Source organism: Haloarcula japonica DSM 6131 (assembly GCF_000336635.1).
GTDB classification, from domain to species: Archaea; Halobacteriota; Halobacteria; order Halobacteriales; family Haloarculaceae; genus Haloarcula; species Haloarcula japonica.
In genome coordinates this window covers 18,952-36,986 of the sequence record NZ_AOLY01000011.1, presented here as the reverse complement: position 1 = coordinate 36,986, position 18,035 = coordinate 18,952, and the positions used below count along the sequence as shown (strand labels likewise).

The following is an 18,035-nucleotide window of genomic DNA, read 5'->3' as shown; positions in this document are numbered from 1 at the left end:
GTTAATCAGTTTTCGAATCGTGCATCTTCGCCTCATCTTACCTTACGCTTCTGGTGCTGTCACTGCGAAACGGATACCCCGGCAAACCTCACCCAGTTTCGAGATACACCGCTTGTCGAAGAACACCCCATGTTCGGAATGTAAACCGCCATAAAACCGCTTGAGGCGGCCGTCTACGCACATCTCACCTTCACAGGGGAACTAACTGGACGACGGAAACCAGGGGTGAATACTCGAAGTTGCAGTGCTGTCGGTTGTGGCTGCCGGCTGACCGGAGGGAAGCCGGGAGCGGTGGGTGGGGAGGCGGGGCGTTACCGGGCGGTGGTCACGATAAAAAAGAGGGCCTTGAGAGCCCGTTACCGCAGTCGGACGCGGCCGCGTTCGAGGACTGCGCCTGGATCATCGCTTCCGTGCTTGTCCACGTAGGCGTCGTGGAGCGCCTGCGAGTACCGGCTGACCCGACTTTTCGAGGTGTCGACGATGGTGCTTGCCGCCTCAGCCATCTGCGCCTGGGTGGCGATCTTTCCGTCAGTGAGCCGATCCGCCGCGTAGACGGCCGCCGCCCCCATCGTCAGGCGCGACGTCCCCGGCCCGACCGGTTTCTCGTCGGCGATCTCCAGGAGGTGGTCACTGAGTTCCCGCAACTCCAGACACGTCTGCACGTCGAGACTGTCGTCGAGCGCGATGAGCACATCGTCGACGACCCCCTCTCGCGCCGGGGGCACGTCCAGACCGAGCTCACACCGCAACTTCCGCGCTGCCGCGCTCACTCGCTCGTACGAGGACTTCGTATACTGCACGACCTCGTCACACGACCGGGGGAACCCCGCCTCGGTGGCTGCGAGGAGTACTGCCCCGCCGGCGAGTGCCTCCCAGGACATCCGCCCGCCGGGAAGACGCGCGTCGGCCGCTTGCTTCAGGAACAGCCCGGCATCCTCGGCCACGAACCCGGGAAGTGCTAGATTCCCGGTGATCGACTCGATGTCCCGGAAGCCCTCGTTGAGTCGAATCGCGCGCTTGTCCTCGACCTGGAAGCGCTTGTGCCGCTGCCGCAGCCGCTCGAATTTGTCCATCTGCTCGCTCGATAGCGAGTTCCCGTACCCATCACTGCCGAGGAAGAACGTCGTGTGCAGCCCCTTGTCGATCCGGAGCGGGTTGATCGACTCGCAGCTCCACTCTGAGGGACCGCTCCCGTCCGACGGCCCATGCACGCCCCGCGTCGGCCGGTGATCGACGTGCTCCGCTGAGACGACGAGACCACAGTCAACACAGTAGGACTCCTCATCGCTGGTGACGACCTGGCCGTCACACTCGGGACACGTCGACTGCCGCGCCGGCTCGTGCTCGACGACCGACTCCTCGGACGCCTCACTGTTCTCGGATGCCTGTTCGACCGAAGATTCATACCGTACAAAGCTCGTACTTGACATTGGTTCTTGCACCGAACCTGAAGGCGCTCACGCGCCCGACACCGCGATGCTACAACATCGCGGATTTCTCAACGACTACGACCGACAGACTCGTCTGCGCGCTCTCGCTCGCGCCTTCGCGAGCGCCCTTGGGCGCGAGCGAGAGCGCGCCCAAGAAGGAGAATCATCCAGCACCGCGCGCCGACCCGCCCGGAGCGAGCGGCCAGCGCATTCCCCGTTCGCCGCGACGCAACTACGTCCGTCGCGGTCGGCTTCGCCGAGGTCCGCAGGACCCGAACGGGTGAAGCGCTGGCGTCGAGGGCACATTCATTTTAGCCCGGAACGGGCGCTCGCGGTGCGGAGAGCGCCCGCACGCCCGGAATGGTCGGTCGCGAGCGACGCGGAGGGCGGCAGCGGCGAGCGGGGCGGGCCGTTACGAACCACCTGACCAACCGGGCTCGACGATCGGTGACACAACCGGCGTCCTGGCGGACTCAGAAAGGGCGAGGCCGTCTCGGTCGTCCCCCGACCCTGCAAGCACCGAGCGAAGTGAGGCGCGCAGCTGTGGTCGCGGGATGCCGAGCGGCCGAGGGCTTTCCTCACTAGTATTCCGTCGAGATGACGTTCGATAGTGCGAATCGTCGACGGGGTACGCGACCACTGTTAACCAACATTCACCGATCCCAACCGCCGGTGTTGGTTAATCGAACCACCAAACAAATCGCCCGCAAGCAGCCCAGTTTTCATTCGGCACGAGGGGGGTGTTTACTGGAAACGGTGGAGTGTTCTTAACCAACAGCGCGGAGAATGAGGTGTTAGCGTTGGTTAATATCTATCTGAAGCTCCATTCGGCCGCCGTTGCTATGATCGCGACCCGACTTCCGTCCCGGGTTTGAACTCGGTCAACTCCTCGATGCGCTGTTCGAGATCGTCGACCTCCTGGCGTAACTCTTCGGCGTCGGGATCGTCGCTCAGTGCCAATTGATCCTTGAGTCCCTGCAGTCGCGTTTCTTTGCGCTCCTCGTCGACGTCGGCTTTCCGCACGTACTCGCTCTCCTCGACCTCGTAGACGTCCGTCTCGGAAAGATCGGTTACATCGAGCGCGTCGTCGACCTTCTCGCGGTCGACGGCCAGAATCCGCTCGCGGGGAATCCCCGCATCCTCGAGGATGTCCAGAACCTCGTCGTCGTCCTTCAGCGAGCGATTGCGCCGGCTCGTCCGCTGGACCGAGCCGTACTGGCCATGCACCGGCTGGTCGTGGTGGAGCCGCCCGAGGAGCACCTCTCGGACCGCCTGGCGAAGGTCGCCAGCGTTGCGCTGGACGTCCGATAGCAGCGTATAGAGATTGATGAGCGCGGGCGTCTCACAGTCGTCGAGCGCCGTCGGATCGTGGCGCTCGAGGGCGTCGATCAAGAGGAGCATGTCGGCGTAGACATCGAGGTCAGGCTCCGTTCGATCCGCCTCATCGTCCTGGTCGGCGGCGGGCTGAGTAGACGTCCCGGCGATGAGCTGGGACGTCGTCGGCTCGTCAGTTTCGGAGGGTGCCCGCCTGGTCGTTGATCTCGTACCGAGGATGGAGACTGAGCACTGCCGCGTATGGCTCCGCGTCCGGTGGCAGACGCTGGAGTTCGAAGGTGCCGCCAGCGTCGGTAATGCGCTCGGCCAGCGTTTCGAATTGCTCGCGTTGCAGTGGTTGGGAGTCACCTGCGTCGACGAATTCGATGACGATGCGGTGCTCCTGGACATCGGTGAGGCGGAAGCGCGTCTCCGATAGCGGCGTAATGAGCGTCGCATCCGCAGCGAGCTCCTCACACTCGTCAAGGAGCGTCCGCCAGCTCGCTGTAAAGGGCATAGTAGTCCTTGGTCGTATCGCGGGAAAACCTCTCGGCTCAGCCCTTCTCGAAATCGGTCTCCTGCAACGTTTCGGCTAGCTGGTGGCAATTAACCAACAACGTTCGCGGTGCGCAGATTTTGTTGGTTAACAGGGCCGCGAATCAGCGAATCACTCGTCCGCAAGCAGTGTTTCGATTGATTCACGGAACGCTGCGAAGGCTGCTTCAGCTACATCGATCTCTTGAGCGCCAGTGATCACCACCTTCCCAGAGGCAAAGACCAGGAGTACACACGCGTGGTCGTGGGGTCGGTACACCAGGCCGGGGAACTGCTCAGGCTCGTATTCCGTCACTTCAAGCCCTAAGCCGATCGCAAGGGCTGACAGATTGAGCGACCGCTCCATATCTGCCATACACACGTAGTTCTGGACGGTGAACCAGGCATCATCAGCATCCGAGACAATTCCGTGGCGATTCAGGAGGGTCAGGAACTTATCTCGGAGGCTGCCAGCCTCGGCTTCCGATGACGCCCCTGTAATAATGTACTTCCCAGTTCGGTACAGCGTTATCAGCGGCTCGTCGTCACCGAATCGAAAGTAGGCACCAGGGTATTTCTCGGGATCGTAGTCGACGACGTCGTCAAGCTCCCGGGCGACCGCCTCAAGATCGAGTTCCACATCGAGAGCGCCCGATGCAACGACGTTGACGACCTGTACCATCAGTTGCCTCCCTGCGGCGATGGAACGACGAACGCTGCGGTCACCAGGTCAGGCTCTTCCGGCGTGACGTGTTGCTCCTCGTCAAGCTGCGCAAGCTCCGCTTTACGCTCACGGCGGAGACTCTCGAGTTTCTGTTTTGCATTCCCGATCGGGGCGGACATGTCCCGCCCCTGCTCCGCACGCTGCTGATACGTTTCGAGACGTTCCTCCCATTCCTCGATTTGCTCGGCGAAGTAGCGCTCGGCGTGCTCGCGCTTGATCTCGATGTCGCGTTCACGCTCACTGCGAGCTTCCTGGGCAAATGATTCTACCTGCGTCCACGCCTCCATCTCGGCCGCCTGATGGAGGCCCTCAACCGCAGCTGCGAGCTGCTCACAATCCGGATGGGACGCTGCATCTTCCGGTGGCATCGTCTCCACGAACTCCGGCACCTCCGTCGTAATTGACTCGTCTAGCGTGGCATAGAGTGGAACGAACTTCTCGGTCACTACGTCCCCCGCCCCCGAGACGTAGCCGAGTCGGTAATTGAAGAGGATGCCTGGCGCGCGAGCGTCGTTCGCAGCTACTTTCGTCGCTACCTGGCCTTGGACTCTCTCCGAGTCCAGACAAAACTCAATGAGTGACTGGACGAGCGGATGATCGAGCGAGATAAACTCGATGTCGTCCTCCTCGATAGCGATCTCCTTGGTGAACGTCGCCCGTGCGTAGCGGCGCTGAATATGATTTCCATTCAGTACGTCGGGGACGTCAAGCTGGAACACGTCGCCTTCCGTCCGTGCGGGACCGGGACGGACACCCGTGATCGTGCCGCCGAACTCGTCGAAGAACACCCTGACGAGCGTCTCAATGTCGTCCTCGGACACCTCACCGTGTTGACTCCGCTCGATGACGTCGAGGATCTCGTCGTCTTCCCCCGAGAGATCGAACCGGTCCCGGATGAGGAAGTCGTCTTCGACGGTCTGGATAGCGTCCTTCCGCTCTTCGATCGTCGCCTCGACGTCGGCAACGACCTGCTCAGTTGGCTCGTCCTCAGCGATGGCCGCCATGATAGTCTCGTCGAGGTCGACGTCCTCGAGGACACGACCGAGCACGTCCGAGCGCATCCCGAGGTCAGACTCGATCTGGTTCGTCTTCTCGATGAGCAAATTCAAAATCTCGCTCTCGCGGGTGTTGGCGAAGAAGAGGTTGCGGATCTCGACGGTGTGCTCCTGGCCGTAGCGGTGGAGTCGCCCCATCCGCTGGTCGATGCGGATGGGATTCCACGTTGTATCGTAATAGAAATCCGCATATATCACATATATTGTGTATCTTCTATGCTTTATTTTGCTCCAACTTACCAATTTACATATGTCTTTGGCGAGTTACTACTACACCCACTAGGTGGCTGTGGGGGAAGTACAAACTACTCATTTTTAAAAGCGGATTCCTATGGGTTGCTCATCTATCACAGTTCTACTTTCTTGCCGATCGGAACTGGACAAGAGCTGGTCATTCGCTATATTCAGACTGATGAATTGAATTCTATTTGAGTTAGTTTCAAAATTTTCAGACGTTATCAGATGGCGGTTGTCAGACACCGACTGTTACCTTTAAGTTGCATCCGTGAAAACAGGGGGCCAAGGCAGGACAGAGTAATCACTGGTCGGCGGTGGAAGCCTGAAGAAGGCCCCGGACACGAACCGCTCGTGTCCTCCGTGGTTGGCTACCTCGGCCTTCTTCCGCTGTGGGCTTAAGCGTTACCCCACGTAGCCGCTGCGCTGCCAAATGAAATGTCCTCAACAGGCGGTGACAGCGATGCAAACCACACAGACACACCAAGACCGAGGTGACCGCGAGTAGCTGGCGCTACTCCAGACCAATGACTCACAGGTACAGATTCAAACGACAATCCGGGTCCGAAGTTTCCAGGCCTCGTCCCGGATGTCGTTGTGAAGCATCGTCGCAGCGGACCAGCAGAGCCGGTCCTTGCCGTGGACGGAGCGGTATTATCGGGACGCTCCTATCCACAATTTGGACGCGAGGGTTCAAATTGGTTTCGGGACCCTTGCATTCTCCGGCTTCCACGCAGTCCGCACCTCTCCACGGACTGCATGCACACGCCTAATCGACACCAAGGAATCCGGAAGATCGTTCCAGGAGGGAACCTCTCTACTGCTGGACTTACCATCACCGAGGTCACTCCTCGGGTAACAGAGTGGATACCTGACCTCCTCGAGGAACTACTGCCACAGAGTATTCAGTCAGTTCGAAGATTCATCCATCAAGAAGACCCAGAAGTCCTCACGCACGCACGATACAACACCGTCTATCGCTGTCTCCAAGAGGAAACCCTGGGGTTCGACCACCAGAAAACGGGGTCGTGGAGTGATGCAGAAGCCGAAGCGGTCGAATACGCGAATTCACTTGTCGAAATCGCGGTCAAATATTCTGACGTCGACGAAGATGATCTCGACGAGCTCTCGAAGTATCACCAGCAGCGGTACAAATCGCTCAAAGATACTCTTACCACGATCAGTACCGGACGTGGCCCTCTCAACGCTGGCCTTGAAGCCCTCGCCAAAGGACCGGTTCGACTCCACGATGAGCTCGATGACGCACCTCAACCGATCACGCTTGTCCTTGATGGCGAGTCATGGTCAAAACTCGACGATAGAGGGACAGGAGTACGGGCACTTGCAGCTATCGCCGTGCTCGGCTCCACCTTCGACGTCCGCTTAGTCGTCTCGCCAGCGTTAGATAGCGCGATTGAGCGTCGGTATCCAGACTGGTATGACGCCCATCTCCGTCTTACTGAAACCCGTGAGACCCCCTCTGTAGAATCAGCGGGTGACGACGGACAACCATCGGCGGAGCAGCTCGAGGAAGCATGGGAAGCAATACAGACCCTCCCAGAGGAATCAGGGAGACTCCGTCTTCTCCGGAACCTCCCTATAGAGGGATCTCGAGACTATCGTGATCTCAAGCAGGATGATGAGATCGACGTGCAAGCAGGGACTGTCGGCCGTTACATCCTCGATCTAGAAGAATTAGGGCTTGTGGATATCGACCGTCGTGGGCAATACAACAGTGCGTCCCTCACCGGCTTAGGACAAGTGGCAGTTGAGCAGTATGTCACCACGGACTACCGGGTGATCCATCCAGCCCAATCGACGCTGGAGACGCATCTTACGCCGACCCCTCAGCCCCAAGCAAGTACAGTGTATCCCGCGCGATCGGACACGAGGGAGGGGGATCAGCCTGGGACAGCGGAGGATTGGATAGCTGCGACAGGCAGTCCTAGTGAGGGTGCTGACTACGTTCAATGGCTCGATGGGCCGTCCGGTGTTCTCGACGCTTGGGGAATGCACCAACGGTACCTTGCTGGCCGTCGAGATCGTGGTGTCACCCTAGTCGATGACCGTATCGAGCGTTTCGAGGACGGTCGCGTATCGTATCTCAGTTGCTTCGACGATGATCTCTTCGTAGCCACTCAGTGGGGCGGCCCCCTCCCTACCCTCGGACGTATTGCGGGAACCTTACTCAGCGACAAAGCACTGAGTAAGATCCTTACCTCCTCTCGTCTCGGAAACCAGTTCGAAGAAATCGACGATGCGGTCGTTGAACAACTCGATAGAGAAGCTGGAGAAATCATTCGTCGGGGTCACCAGATCGGCTGGTTCAGCGAGGACGAGGAAGACTACGATGGTTGGCGTGAGCGTATTGGCGCCGTTCGCAGTCTGTGTTTGCAACAAGTTGGCGAACTCACAAACAGTGACGACGTCGAAGCCCGGACTGAGTTACTACGTGACCTGCACGGCTTGGTTGCCTCAGCGACACAGCTGTACTACGCTGCCGGCGTGGATGTCACAATCAACGTTCGAGTCCCCGATACGGGCATGCTCATCAGTGATGAACGCCGTCTCAACGATTTCCTGGATTTCGCCCGGCACACCGTCCCGAAACAGTCCGTATACGGGATCCACTCCGGGTACAGAATGCTCCTCGAGGACAGGCCGGAGAAACTCAAACGACGTCTTCCCTACGAGGTGGACGAAACTGACCCAACGATGCATCTGACCGCATCGTGGGTTTTCTCCGGACCAACGATGACCGATCTTCACGATGACATCGAGGACGCCATTGAAATGGAGACCAACGAAATTCGTGAAGCAATTGCTAATGGACAGGAGTCAGCACCGGTAATGGAAATCCCCGTCCAGATTGGGAACTCCTACTCAGCGATTCGTAATCTCGTCGAAGACTACGCTTCAGCGAAGAACTACCAGGTGGCTCACCAGGAGGATATTCACGAAGGAAAACAGGATATCGAGCGACTTGTTCGGCTGTTCCTGCGTGTCCTCGGGACAGAGGATCGACCACATCGAGCATGTCCTCACGATGTTGCCGAAGCAATGCTTCATATTGCTCAATCCTCCCGGAACTACGATTTTATCTCCGTTCGAGACATCTCGTACGGACTGTCGAACCTCCCTACGAAACGACTCTTACCCGAGCTTCCACCAACAGCGACGAAGCTCCTCAAAACACTACTCGACGCGGATGATCCGATGGGCCGGTCTGAAATTATCGATACTGCTGATATTTCCGCAAGTAGCTACGACCGCTACATCCACGAACTCGCTGCTTGGGACATCATTGAACCCCGCGAAATCGAGGGACACCGTCGGTGGGAAGCTCACTTAGAACCGTGGTGGACACCGCAGAATGATCGAGACGAACCATTTGCCGACCCTGACCCCGACACCGGAATACTGTACGCTGAATTTCCACGAGATGTCGCTAGTGCGGTGATGTGCCACCTCATCACCCACTACGACTTACCCGACCTCGAGACAGCGTATCTTGAGGGTATCCAACCGGGAGACGACATCAAGGCCCTCTTCGATGATCACGACCGGCTCAGACGATGGTGGCCATTCCTCTGGGGTGCATTCGCCGACTCGGACAAACTTGAAAGAGGCCCATCTGGCACAGCAGCTTCGGACTCGACCGTAGTTCGTCTCGGTCAATCTCCAGGACCTGACACAGCACAATCGAGCTTCCAAGACGTTTCAGAAACAGCAACCCAACGAGATCGTCTCAGTCAACCGTCGCCAGGGCTGGACTGATCCTGCCCCCCGCCGAGTCCAGAACTAATCTGATCCACGTACTCGTGTCTACAGATGAGCGTCAGAGATTACTGACAAAACGTCGAAGGCGGAAAAGAACTAGTTGATGACTGACCTTTTCACCGTGATCGGGTCACTTTCGCGCGACAGCGTGCGTCGGTGAAAGTTGCTGAGGCGCCTCAACGAACAGCTGTCCAATATCGAGATACACGCCGCCTTCAGCACGCTCGATCCGCACGCGGAATTCAACATCGTCTACGAGTTGCCCGTCGACGAGAAATTGCACAGCATCCATCGACCCCAGTGATTCAGAGTTTCGCAGCACCTGTCGAAGTCGAGCCACCACATCACTACGTTCGTCCTCAACCGCGTTATATAGCAGATCCTCGAGCCCGGTCACCGTGACCGGTGTCTGCACGTCGCCGTCATTAGCGACTTGACGGAAGAACTCAAGCGCTGCCAGCGACGAGTCTGTCTCGGCAACCGGATCAGTCACGATGTTGTAGCCGGGTCGCAGTGGCATGGTTAGAATTGTTGGAGTGTCATGTCCATCACGTTCTCGTACCGTTCGTCACCACTCACATCGGCCATGAACTCTGCCAAGTCTTCGAGATCGTCCGACTTCCACTCCTTCAGGTACTCCGTCGTGTTCTGGTCTGTCTTGTACAGGTGGTAGAGGTACTGTACGCGGTCGATATCCAGTAAGTCGTGGCCGTTGTCACCGTTGCTGTTGAGCTTTCCTTCGATGTAGTTGATACGCTCATCAGCTGTCATTGGCTCCTTTTTGTTGCGCGGACCTTTGACGAGTTTCTCGTCTTCAAGGTCGCTCACGTTCAGGTTCTTCGCCAGCAGGTGCTTGTTCAGATCGTCATAGTCCTCGCTGCCGCGCTGGCAGAACGCCGCGTACGCCTGCGTGATCGGATCGATGCTCTGCGGAAGGTTCACCGTTCCCTCCAGCGCCTGTTCGATCACCGAGTCTACCGTATCGAGGACCTCCTCGATCCCGACCTGCTCACCATCGGTGTAGACGTTTGGATAGTGCTTCGAGTAGTAGTACATCGACTTCCCACGAAGAATCACACCGAGGTCCGCTGTGGAGAGGTTCTCGTGCCGCTCCCGCTCTTCCGCAATCATATCCTGCAACTCGAAATAGAGGTCTTGCCGCAGTTCTTCGAGCGTGATGTCTTCGTCAGTGTTCTCTTTGTTGGCGAAGATGAGGATGTCGTATTCTGCGTTGTCGAGATCTGAGATATGGGGATTGTTCGGCATCTCAGACTGGACGGGGTACGCACCGGCAACAGTGAACCCAGACTCGATGATTGCCTCCAAGATCACCGACCAGGCTTCGTTTTCGTTGTGGTGATAGGTGAAGATCAGTTCGCCGTCCTGTTTGAGGACACGGTGTGCTTCACTAAACACGTTCGTTAGCGACTCAACGAAGAAGTCCTCGCCTTTGTTGGCACTCGAATTGGCGACGATCTCCCGTGCCTTCGGGACGAGTTCTGGTTCGAATTCCTCGTACTCGTCCTTGAGTACTTCCCGAAGCCAGACGTAGAAGTAGTCCGAGAGTTCCGAGTACTGGACGTTGTCGTAGTACGGTGGGTCCGTAATGACGTAATCGACTGACTCGTCGTCTTCCTCCATTCGCTCGGAGGTTTTGCAGTTTAGGCCTGCGACGCGATCTTCTGTAATCGACTCAGACTCGACGTAGAATTGTTCCACATCCCCATTTTTTCGGTTTTTAATTTTCTCGAAGGGGCGATTACAATACTTCTTAGCCTCACTAACCTTATCATAGAAATTTGCTACAGATGTTAAAGTAGTATAGGAGTTAATTGGGTTGGCTTCAACGGGCTGTACCCGTGGCACGTATGCATGCCTTTTGAACAAAGACCATCCTTGGCTCAATCCGTAGTCCCACCCACACAATTTACTATTTCTTTCCAATGCAGAGGATGCAACCGTGATTAGGAACTCAGCGATATTTTGCGGGTCCGCATTGTTGAATTCCTTCTCCTGTACTTCCCGGGATTTTTCGAACAGCAATCCGAAGGTCAGAAGATGTCTGTCGGTAAACAACTCATTAAATTGGCTATAGTTGTAATTCAGAAGGGCTTGAGTCTTGTCTCCACCAGGGATGTTCTGCTCTGGAATCGGAAGAGCGTCTTGAAGATCACTGAACTTCTCATTGGCTCGGTGAACTCGCTTCGCATCGTCTCCATTGAACTCCTTGATTTTCTTGTTACCCTGCGGATCAACGTACTGTAGGGCAAATCGCTCGAATTGCGGGCGTTCGTCGAGTCGTTGAAGTGTCTCCTTCACGTCGTGTTTGTGGCCGTTTGAGCAAGTGTATTTTCCATAACCGTAGGTACCGTCGTTTGGATCGAACTCGTGCCCGCAGTGCGGGCACACCTCGTTGCCGTCTTCCGACACAGTCACTGTTTCACCGCTATCTAGCGTTACCTCAGTACCGACATCAAGTCCCTTCTCCCGACTATCTAACTCGATTATTCGGTCCTCACAGTCCTGATTCGGACAATATAGATACCCTGGCCGAGTTTTCTTCGTCTTCGCCAATTGATATCGGGGGAACAGCTGGACTTCCTCTTCGCAGGTCAGGCATGGAATCGTCTGGGACTGGAAGTAGTACAGAACCTCGCACTCCTGCCCGGTGTCCGGGTCGATGGTCGTGTAGTATTCCCTCAGCTCGTCTCGCGTTTCTTCGAGAATCCGGTCGAATTCCCTCTCAAGAACGTCCAGATTCACGCTGTCCATCATTTTCTTCTCGGTCCACCAAGCAACCGGATTAAGCTCGTACCCGACGACATCAGCACCGAGACGATTCAACTCCGCTAACGTGGTGCCACCACCAGCAAACGGATCCAGAACGGTCACATCACGGTCAATGTGCTCGTCATCTGGGTTGTACTGTTCGTGGTACGAGTCAAGATACAACCCGTCGTGCGTGCCGGAATTGCGCTCTGTGAGGATGTCGTCTTTGCTGATCGTATCGTCTGACAGGGCCGCAAGACCGAGACATCGGAACGTGGAGCCGGGCCGCCGCGCCCACCACTTGTGTAGTGAGTAGAGTGGGCGATAAACGTCGCGTCGATAGGTCTCTTTCTCGGCCAGTTCGTCCATCAGCTCGAGGGGTAGCTTATCCCAAGTTTGCATGATTTAGGCACCTCCAGTCGGGGTCGTGTTGATTCGAAGGACAGGCGTCATGCACTCGGGAAGGCTGAGCCCGCCGTGCATGATTTTCTTCGTCGCACCGCGTTTCGTCCACGTGTAGTGACCTCTTATCACGTAGTAGTCACCTACTCGCTTAAGAATGTCAGCGTCTTCGAGCAGTTGGTACGCCTGTCCGTTTCCAACTTCGGTGAACCGGCCGCTGAACTTGCTCGACAACGCCTCTTCCTGTTCGTCAGTCACCGAATACGGTGAGTTCCCCAGGTGGTTCACGTACCCGTGATCGCTCGTGACCAAGAACTCATCGTGGATACTCTCGTGAATGATGTCCGTGAGGAGAGTCTTAACGTCCTCGTAGATGCCCTCAACTTCTTCGTTCGAGTAGTTTCCCTTCAGTGCTCCTTCGAGACGCTGGTCCGGATGCCGAGTCCACACGTATTCCGGCGATGTTCCGGGGAGCTTCGGGACTTCCATTTCGCCGATGAACCGGAAGTCGTCTCGTGATACCGCTGATGGACTGTGCGCATCAAACCATTCTCGGGTAATGAATTGGGTTTCGCTCGGTAACCGTTCGATTGGTGCCCACGAAAGGGAAACCTCCCAATCGTATTCATCAGCCAGCTCTTGTTCAAGACGGAATCCTTCACGAAGGCTTAACGCGTCCATGATGACGCCGGTACCGTCCTCGATCTGTGTGAGCGGGTGGTCACCAGTTGCCGCGATCAACTCGTCGTACAGGGGCGGATACAGTTCCGCAAGCTCGCGCTCAAGTAGGCGTGTCCGGTACTCAGAATGCGCTAGTTCCCGGTCACTGAGCGCGGCTGGATCACCCCAGATACGCCGAAGTGTTTCGAAGACTCCATCGAAGACAGAGTCTCCCGTAAGCAGGGTTTCGAGTTCGGACGTACCGTAGAGCGCGTTACTCATTCTTATCCACCTGCATGCTGACGTCGAGTGATGCGTTCTCGGGGACGTTCAGATCCCAGATGAGGCTCAGGAACGACTGCCGGGAGAGCGGTTCATCCGGTTCGATTTCGAGGGTTTCATCGACTGAAATCTTCTCATCGAGGGCGTCAGCTGAAATCCCGTAGTGTTCGAGGTCGTCAGCTGTCAGCGTTCCCTCGACAGTGATTGTGGCGGAGTGGATGTCCCACTCCATCCCGATTTTCCGCTCCAGCGTGTCGATCATGTCGGGCTTGTTATCCGCTTCCAACGTGCCCATAATTGGAACGGACTGTGTTTTCGGCCCGGACGGCTCGTCGTCCAGCCCGAATTCATCAAGGATTTCCTCAGTCGTGGCGCCCTCGACCGTCACCCGGCCTTCCTCCACGTCTGTTGAGTCAAACTCGAAGCCGCACTCGCAGGTATTCCCATCCAATTCTCGGCCACACTGCGGACATTCGAGAACCCCTCCACTACTGGTCTCCCCTGCGTCAGTTGACGATTGGGATTCACCGTCGCCGTCACCATCTGAGCCGTCGTCAGTCTCAGTTGTCCCCGTCGTATCGATAGTTATCTCGGCAGTCTCATCGTCGTCATCGTCGTCTTCTTCGATGTATTTCTCGTGGACGAGGTTCGTGTCGTTCCCGATATTGGGTAGCCGTTCTTCGAAGTAGTTCCCGGCCTTGATTGTCCCCTCCCGGCACAAGTCATCCAGAGCGTCCTCCAGTTCGTCGTCGCTGGTGAGTGTCGGGTACTCGGTGTTCCGGTAGAAATCGTTTCGGAGGTGCTCGTACTGTATACCGCCCGCGCCTGCGTCTTCGATGGCGTCCTCGACCTCTGATTTCAGGTGACTGTAGTCCGGTTCGATGATGCTGACTGTGGCGTCGTAGTAATCGACGTGGTCGCCGCTTGGGAGGTCTTCCGGGTATAGGCCACGGCCTGTTGGACGATGAACGGTCCCGAACTTGTCGCTGACCCGGTCACGGAGGTTTTTCTTGTTTTGCTCGTGGATTTCTTCGAATCCTTCCGGGAGGACTTCCTCTTCTCGGTCAAGTTGTTCCCCAGCAACGACTTTTCGGGCTAGTTCGATGATGCCCGTGTTCGAGTCAATGCTAGAGCGTTTTTCGGGCGTGACCAGAGCAAGCGTATTGTGGAATTCACGTTCCTGGCCGGTCGTCAGCGCCTCAAATTCGTCGTTGTACTTCTGCTTGGCGTTCAGCATCACGACGATCTTCAGCGCCTTGTTGTCCGGGATGTCCTGCTCGGTGTTCACCGGATCAAGGATGTAGACGTTGTTGCGGCTGTCGAAGAGATCGTCTCGGACGAGGGACTCGATGCGGTGAATAGCGTCGTGCTTGTGGATATCTTCGGCTTTCTTTTCGATGCGGGCCGCTGGGTTCTCGTCTACGTCAAACGCGTATTCGCCGTTGATGCGATGGATGTGCCAGGCGTGACCGTAGACATTCTCGGTGAACGTCTGGATAATACGATGGGCGTTGATGCCCTTGCGCATCGTCCCCATCAGCATCTGGCGTTTGTTCGCTCCTTCCTCGCCTGCACGGGCGAGACTGTGAATCAGGACGATATTAGTGAGTTCTTCGATGAATTCGTCGAACGACTCGTCCGAGTTTTGGAGCCGATGATAGTCGTTGATGTATTTACCGACGAGTTCGTTGTCGATGTACTGGAACCGGTCAGCATAGTCGAAGACATCAACGTCGCCAGTCAGAATGAGGTCTACCTTTGAGTAGTTGTCCGCGAGGATTTCGGTGAGGAACCGAAGGAGGCCGCGGGCATCAGAACTGATGCGTTGCTCGGAGTATTTCTCCATCAGCAGATCCAGCGTGACTGGATGGAACGGGTAGTACCGTTCGATGCGATCCTGGAAGTGCTGGTAGTCCTCAAGCTGGATTTGATCGTTTTGCCGGTAGACGTCGGTGTATTCTTTGGCGAGATCAGCAACGCCTGTGGGGTCGTCTACGGAGCCGATGAGCCGGTGGAGGAGGAAGTCAATTTTCTCGTCCCGCCGTGAGGACAAGTCGTAGGTGAATGGGTTTGTGCGTTGGGCGACTGCTTGGATGTCTTCGTCCTCGTAGAGGAGGGAGAGAAACACGCTGAGTTGCGTATCGTCTCGACCAGCGGCTTCGAGCAGATTTTGCAGGAACGCCTTGTTGTCCTCCTGGTACTCTGAACGGTCGTTCATCCCGAACCAGCGCTCGAATTCGTCCAGCAGAACGAGCGTGGGCGTTCCTTCGAGTGTGTCCCGAATTTGATGGACGGTTGGGAGTCGAGTGTCGCCTTCCCACTCCTCGATTCCAAGGTAGTCTGCGACAGCTTCGGAGAGGAGATTGTATTCCTTGTCCAGATTGAACATCTGGAGGGCGGCGGTTCTGGTTTCGTCTGGAAGGCTCACATCGATGCCTTGCTGGTCAAGCCATTTCTGGCCGAGTTCGGGCGAATCGAAGAGGTGGTATATGACTAGCTCAATGTGGCTTTTCCCGCTCCCGTATCCACCGCCGATGATCTGCCCACCTTCAGAAAATTCGTCCTCACCGTGGAGAGTGCGAGCGGTATTTTGGATGATCGTAGTGAGGGTGTCGGTTGGGTACGTGATCTCAAGGATGCGTTCGGCGTCTTGCTCGGGTGATTCGCGGTCGTCGTAGAGGTTGTACAGATTGACCTCGTCGAGCAGTCCGGACGAACTGATATTACCGTCTTCAGTGGTGATTTCGTCGCTTGGGGAGATATAGTCGGCAATTACGTGGTCTGTCATGGCTTAGTTTTCTGGAGAGCGTTCGCGTTCTTTGAGGAGTGATTTGATGACCGAGTCGAACGATGAATGGTCTTCTTCCTCCTTGATATCTTCAAGCTGTTCTTTGGTCCAGTCGTTGACTTTGATTGTTGGCATACGTGGGTTGGTATGTGGGGGGAGAGACACAGGATCCCTGTGGTGTATTATTTCTATACTGGTGGTATAGACACAGGACAGTTAAAGGTTAGTGAGATTGGGCATACACCTCGACAGTCTACTGATCAGTTTCACCGTGGTAGGATGACCTATATGGGGCTGCCAGTTCTTGTCTCGGGCAGAGGGTGGTTCACTCCCTCTGTCACACGCTCCCGAAGAACTCGGCCTTCACCCGTGGAAGGCTGTACTCCCCTTTGGAACGCGCCACACTATGAGTTCCCAGAATCCTCGACTTGGAGGGTGTCCACGCTGCGGTGAAGAGATCCAACACCGCCACGTCTTGATTGCGTACGAGACGGGGGACGAACCACGATACTGGGCAGAGTGCCCAGGCTGCGGCGACGTTGTCGATCCCGCCGTATGATACGTCTCTTCAAACGCGTGCTCCGCTCGGAAGATTCCCATGAATCCGTGGTAGAATGCAGACGGTGTGGCGCCAATCTGGAGTCAGCAGACGTGGATCACTGTCCCGCATGCGGCAGTTCCGAGGTAGCGAGTTATCGGCTGTGATCCGGCACGCCATCGGGAAATCGCTGCTGGAACTTTCGCTGTCGCTGAAAACGAGTCGTCCGTACCAACGCAGTCATTCCTGGGAGGTTGTGCGGAACGTCGTTCCAGAATCGAAGCTCGTCAGGTCGTCAATCCGGGCTTCTAACTCCTCGATCTCTTGCTGAAGTTCGTCGGTGTTCTCGTCCGTGGCAGCAAGCTGGTCTTTCAGCCCTTGTAGCCGGGACTGCTTGGTTTCCTCGTCCACCTCAGCTTTCCGGACGTATTCACTCTCCGTGATGTCGTACACGTCCGATTCGGCGAGTTCGGTTACTTCCAGTGCTTCATCGACCTTACTGGAATCCACGGTCGTCACACGCTCACGGTCAATCCCCGCGTCTTCCAACAGGGAGAGTACTTCCTCGTCGTCTTTGAGAGATCGATTCCGGCGTGACGTGCGCTGTACTGAGCCGTATTGGCCGCTGACTGGCTGATCATGATGGAGCCGGTCAAGCAGTATGGCACGTACCTCCTGCCGGAGATCATTGGCATTCCGCTGGACGTCTGAAAGTAACGTGTAGAGGTTCACCAGTGCGGGTGTCTCTGTCTCTTCAAGGCCGGTTGGGTCGTGGCGTTCGAGTGCGTCAATCAGCAGGAGGGCGTCAGCGTAGACTGGGATATCTGGTTCTTCTCGGTCAGACGTCTCACTGGCCACCTCGTGAGCGTCAACAAGCGGGGAGCTCGTCGGTGTCTCTGTCTCTGTCAGCGTCCCGGCTCGGTCATCGAGTTCGAACCTGGGATGGAGGCTCAGTACGGTCGCGTATGGTTCGGCGTCTGCTGGCAGTCGATCTAACTCAAAGCCAGCGCGAGAGTCTTGTACACGCTGGAATAGTGTTTCAAACTGGTCGCGCTGGAGTGGAGTGGTTCCGTCGTCATCTCGATACGTGATGAGGATCCGGTGTTCCTGCACATCGGTCAGACGAAAGCGTTTGCGCGATAGTGGCGTGAGAAGTGTCGCATCAGACGGTAACTCCTCAGCGTGATCGAGAAGAGTGTGCCAACTTGCGCTGAACGGCATACGTTGTCTTCATCAGCACAGGCCAAAAGCCTCTGGACGCCTGACGAACCCCTCTGTGAGGATATATCATATGTATAATGATATTAAGACAGAGGGCCATTAGATCATCGAGAACACGGCGCTACTGGAAACTCACTTATCACCACGGAACCTTCCCTCAATGATATAATGATAAATCACCGCGCGTCAGACGCTCAGACGCTAGATTTAACACCAGGGAATTCTATTGATTACATGGCTACGAACTGGTGGCGGGAGATTTTGTTCTCGTCACCTAACTAATCCAGCTAGTAGAGACGTCTGT

Annotated in this window: 10 protein-coding genes and 2 pseudogenes; 2 read left to right on the top strand and 10 right to left on the bottom strand. The window is 56.4% G+C overall.

The window, feature by feature from the left end:
* Nucleotides 1-356: 356 nt before the first annotated feature.
* The 4 genes and pseudogenes from C444_RS07505 to C444_RS07490 all read right to left on the bottom strand — a co-directional run.
* Nucleotides 357-1,430 (bottom strand): transcription initiation factor IIB, encoded by a 1,074-nt coding sequence (locus C444_RS07505; RefSeq protein ID WP_004592014.1) that lies wholly within the window; start codon nucleotides 1,428-1,430, stop codon nucleotides 357-359.
* An 840-nt stretch (nucleotides 1,431-2,270) separates the two neighbouring features.
* Nucleotides 2,271-3,261, bottom strand: a pseudogene (locus tag C444_RS07500) (hypothetical protein).
* A 150-nt stretch (nucleotides 3,262-3,411) separates the two neighbouring features.
* Nucleotides 3,412-3,960, bottom strand: coding sequence for a TATA-box-binding protein (locus C444_RS07495; protein ID WP_004592013.1), 549 nt, complete (start codon nucleotides 3,958-3,960; stop codon nucleotides 3,412-3,414).
* Nucleotides 3,960-5,234, bottom strand: a pseudogene (locus C444_RS07490) (helicase); the annotation flags it as partial. The gene C444_RS07495 and the pseudogene C444_RS07490, both read right to left, overlap by 1 nt.
* Before the next feature lie 816 nt (nucleotides 5,235-6,050).
* On the opposite strand from C444_RS07490, the gene C444_RS07485 reads away from it, so the two are divergent.
* The gene (locus C444_RS07485) at nucleotides 6,051-9,068 is read left to right on the top strand and encodes a hypothetical protein (protein ID WP_004592009.1); all 3,018 of its coding nucleotides are present in this window, start codon (nucleotides 6,051-6,053) and stop codon (nucleotides 9,066-9,068) included.
* A 133-nt stretch (nucleotides 9,069-9,201) separates the two neighbouring features.
* Here the strand turns inward: C444_RS07485 and C444_RS07480 are convergent, their stop codons facing one another.
* The 5 genes from C444_RS07480 to C444_RS22930 are packed head-to-tail and all read right to left on the bottom strand — an operon-like array spanning nucleotide 9,202 to nucleotide 16,107.
* Complete coding sequence (locus C444_RS07480) at nucleotides 9,202-9,591, bottom strand: hypothetical protein (RefSeq protein ID WP_004592007.1); 390 nt, start codon at nucleotides 9,589-9,591, stop codon at nucleotides 9,202-9,204.
* 2 nt (nucleotides 9,592-9,593) lie between these two features.
* On the bottom strand, nucleotides 9,594-12,242 hold the full coding sequence (locus C444_RS21030; RefSeq protein WP_080509683.1) for a DUF1156 domain-containing protein: 2,649 nt from the start codon (nucleotides 12,240-12,242) through the stop codon (nucleotides 9,594-9,596).
* Nucleotides 12,243-12,245: 3 nt separating this feature from the next.
* Nucleotides 12,246-13,184 carry a hypothetical protein gene (locus tag C444_RS07460; RefSeq protein WP_004592000.1) on the bottom strand — a complete coding sequence of 313 codons (939 nt, stop codon included), beginning with the start codon at nucleotides 13,182-13,184 and terminating at the stop codon, nucleotides 12,246-12,248.
* The gene (locus C444_RS07455) at nucleotides 13,177-15,972 is read right to left on the bottom strand and encodes a DUF499 domain-containing protein (RefSeq protein WP_004591998.1); all 2,796 of its coding nucleotides are present in this window, start codon (nucleotides 15,970-15,972) and stop codon (nucleotides 13,177-13,179) included. Before C444_RS07455 ends, C444_RS07460 begins: the two co-directional genes overlap by 8 nt.
* 3 nt (nucleotides 15,973-15,975) lie before the next feature.
* Nucleotides 15,976-16,107: a hypothetical protein gene (locus tag C444_RS22930; RefSeq protein ID WP_004591996.1), complete on the bottom strand. Its 132-nt coding sequence runs from the start codon at nucleotides 16,105-16,107 to the stop codon at nucleotides 15,976-15,978.
* A 271-nt stretch (nucleotides 16,108-16,378) separates the two neighbouring features.
* Between C444_RS22930 and C444_RS23235 the strand changes: the two genes are divergently transcribed.
* The gene (locus tag C444_RS23235) at nucleotides 16,379-16,531 is read left to right on the top strand and encodes a DUF7837 family putative zinc-binding protein (RefSeq protein ID WP_004591993.1); all 153 of its coding nucleotides are present in this window, start codon (nucleotides 16,379-16,381) and stop codon (nucleotides 16,529-16,531) included.
* Nucleotides 16,532-16,750: 219 nt separating this feature from the next.
* Here C444_RS23235 and C444_RS07450 read toward each other — a convergent pair whose 3' ends face one another.
* Complete coding sequence (locus C444_RS07450) at nucleotides 16,751-17,731, bottom strand: hypothetical protein (protein ID WP_004591989.1); 981 nt, start codon at nucleotides 17,729-17,731, stop codon at nucleotides 16,751-16,753.
* Nucleotides 17,732-18,035: the final 304 nt, after the last annotated feature.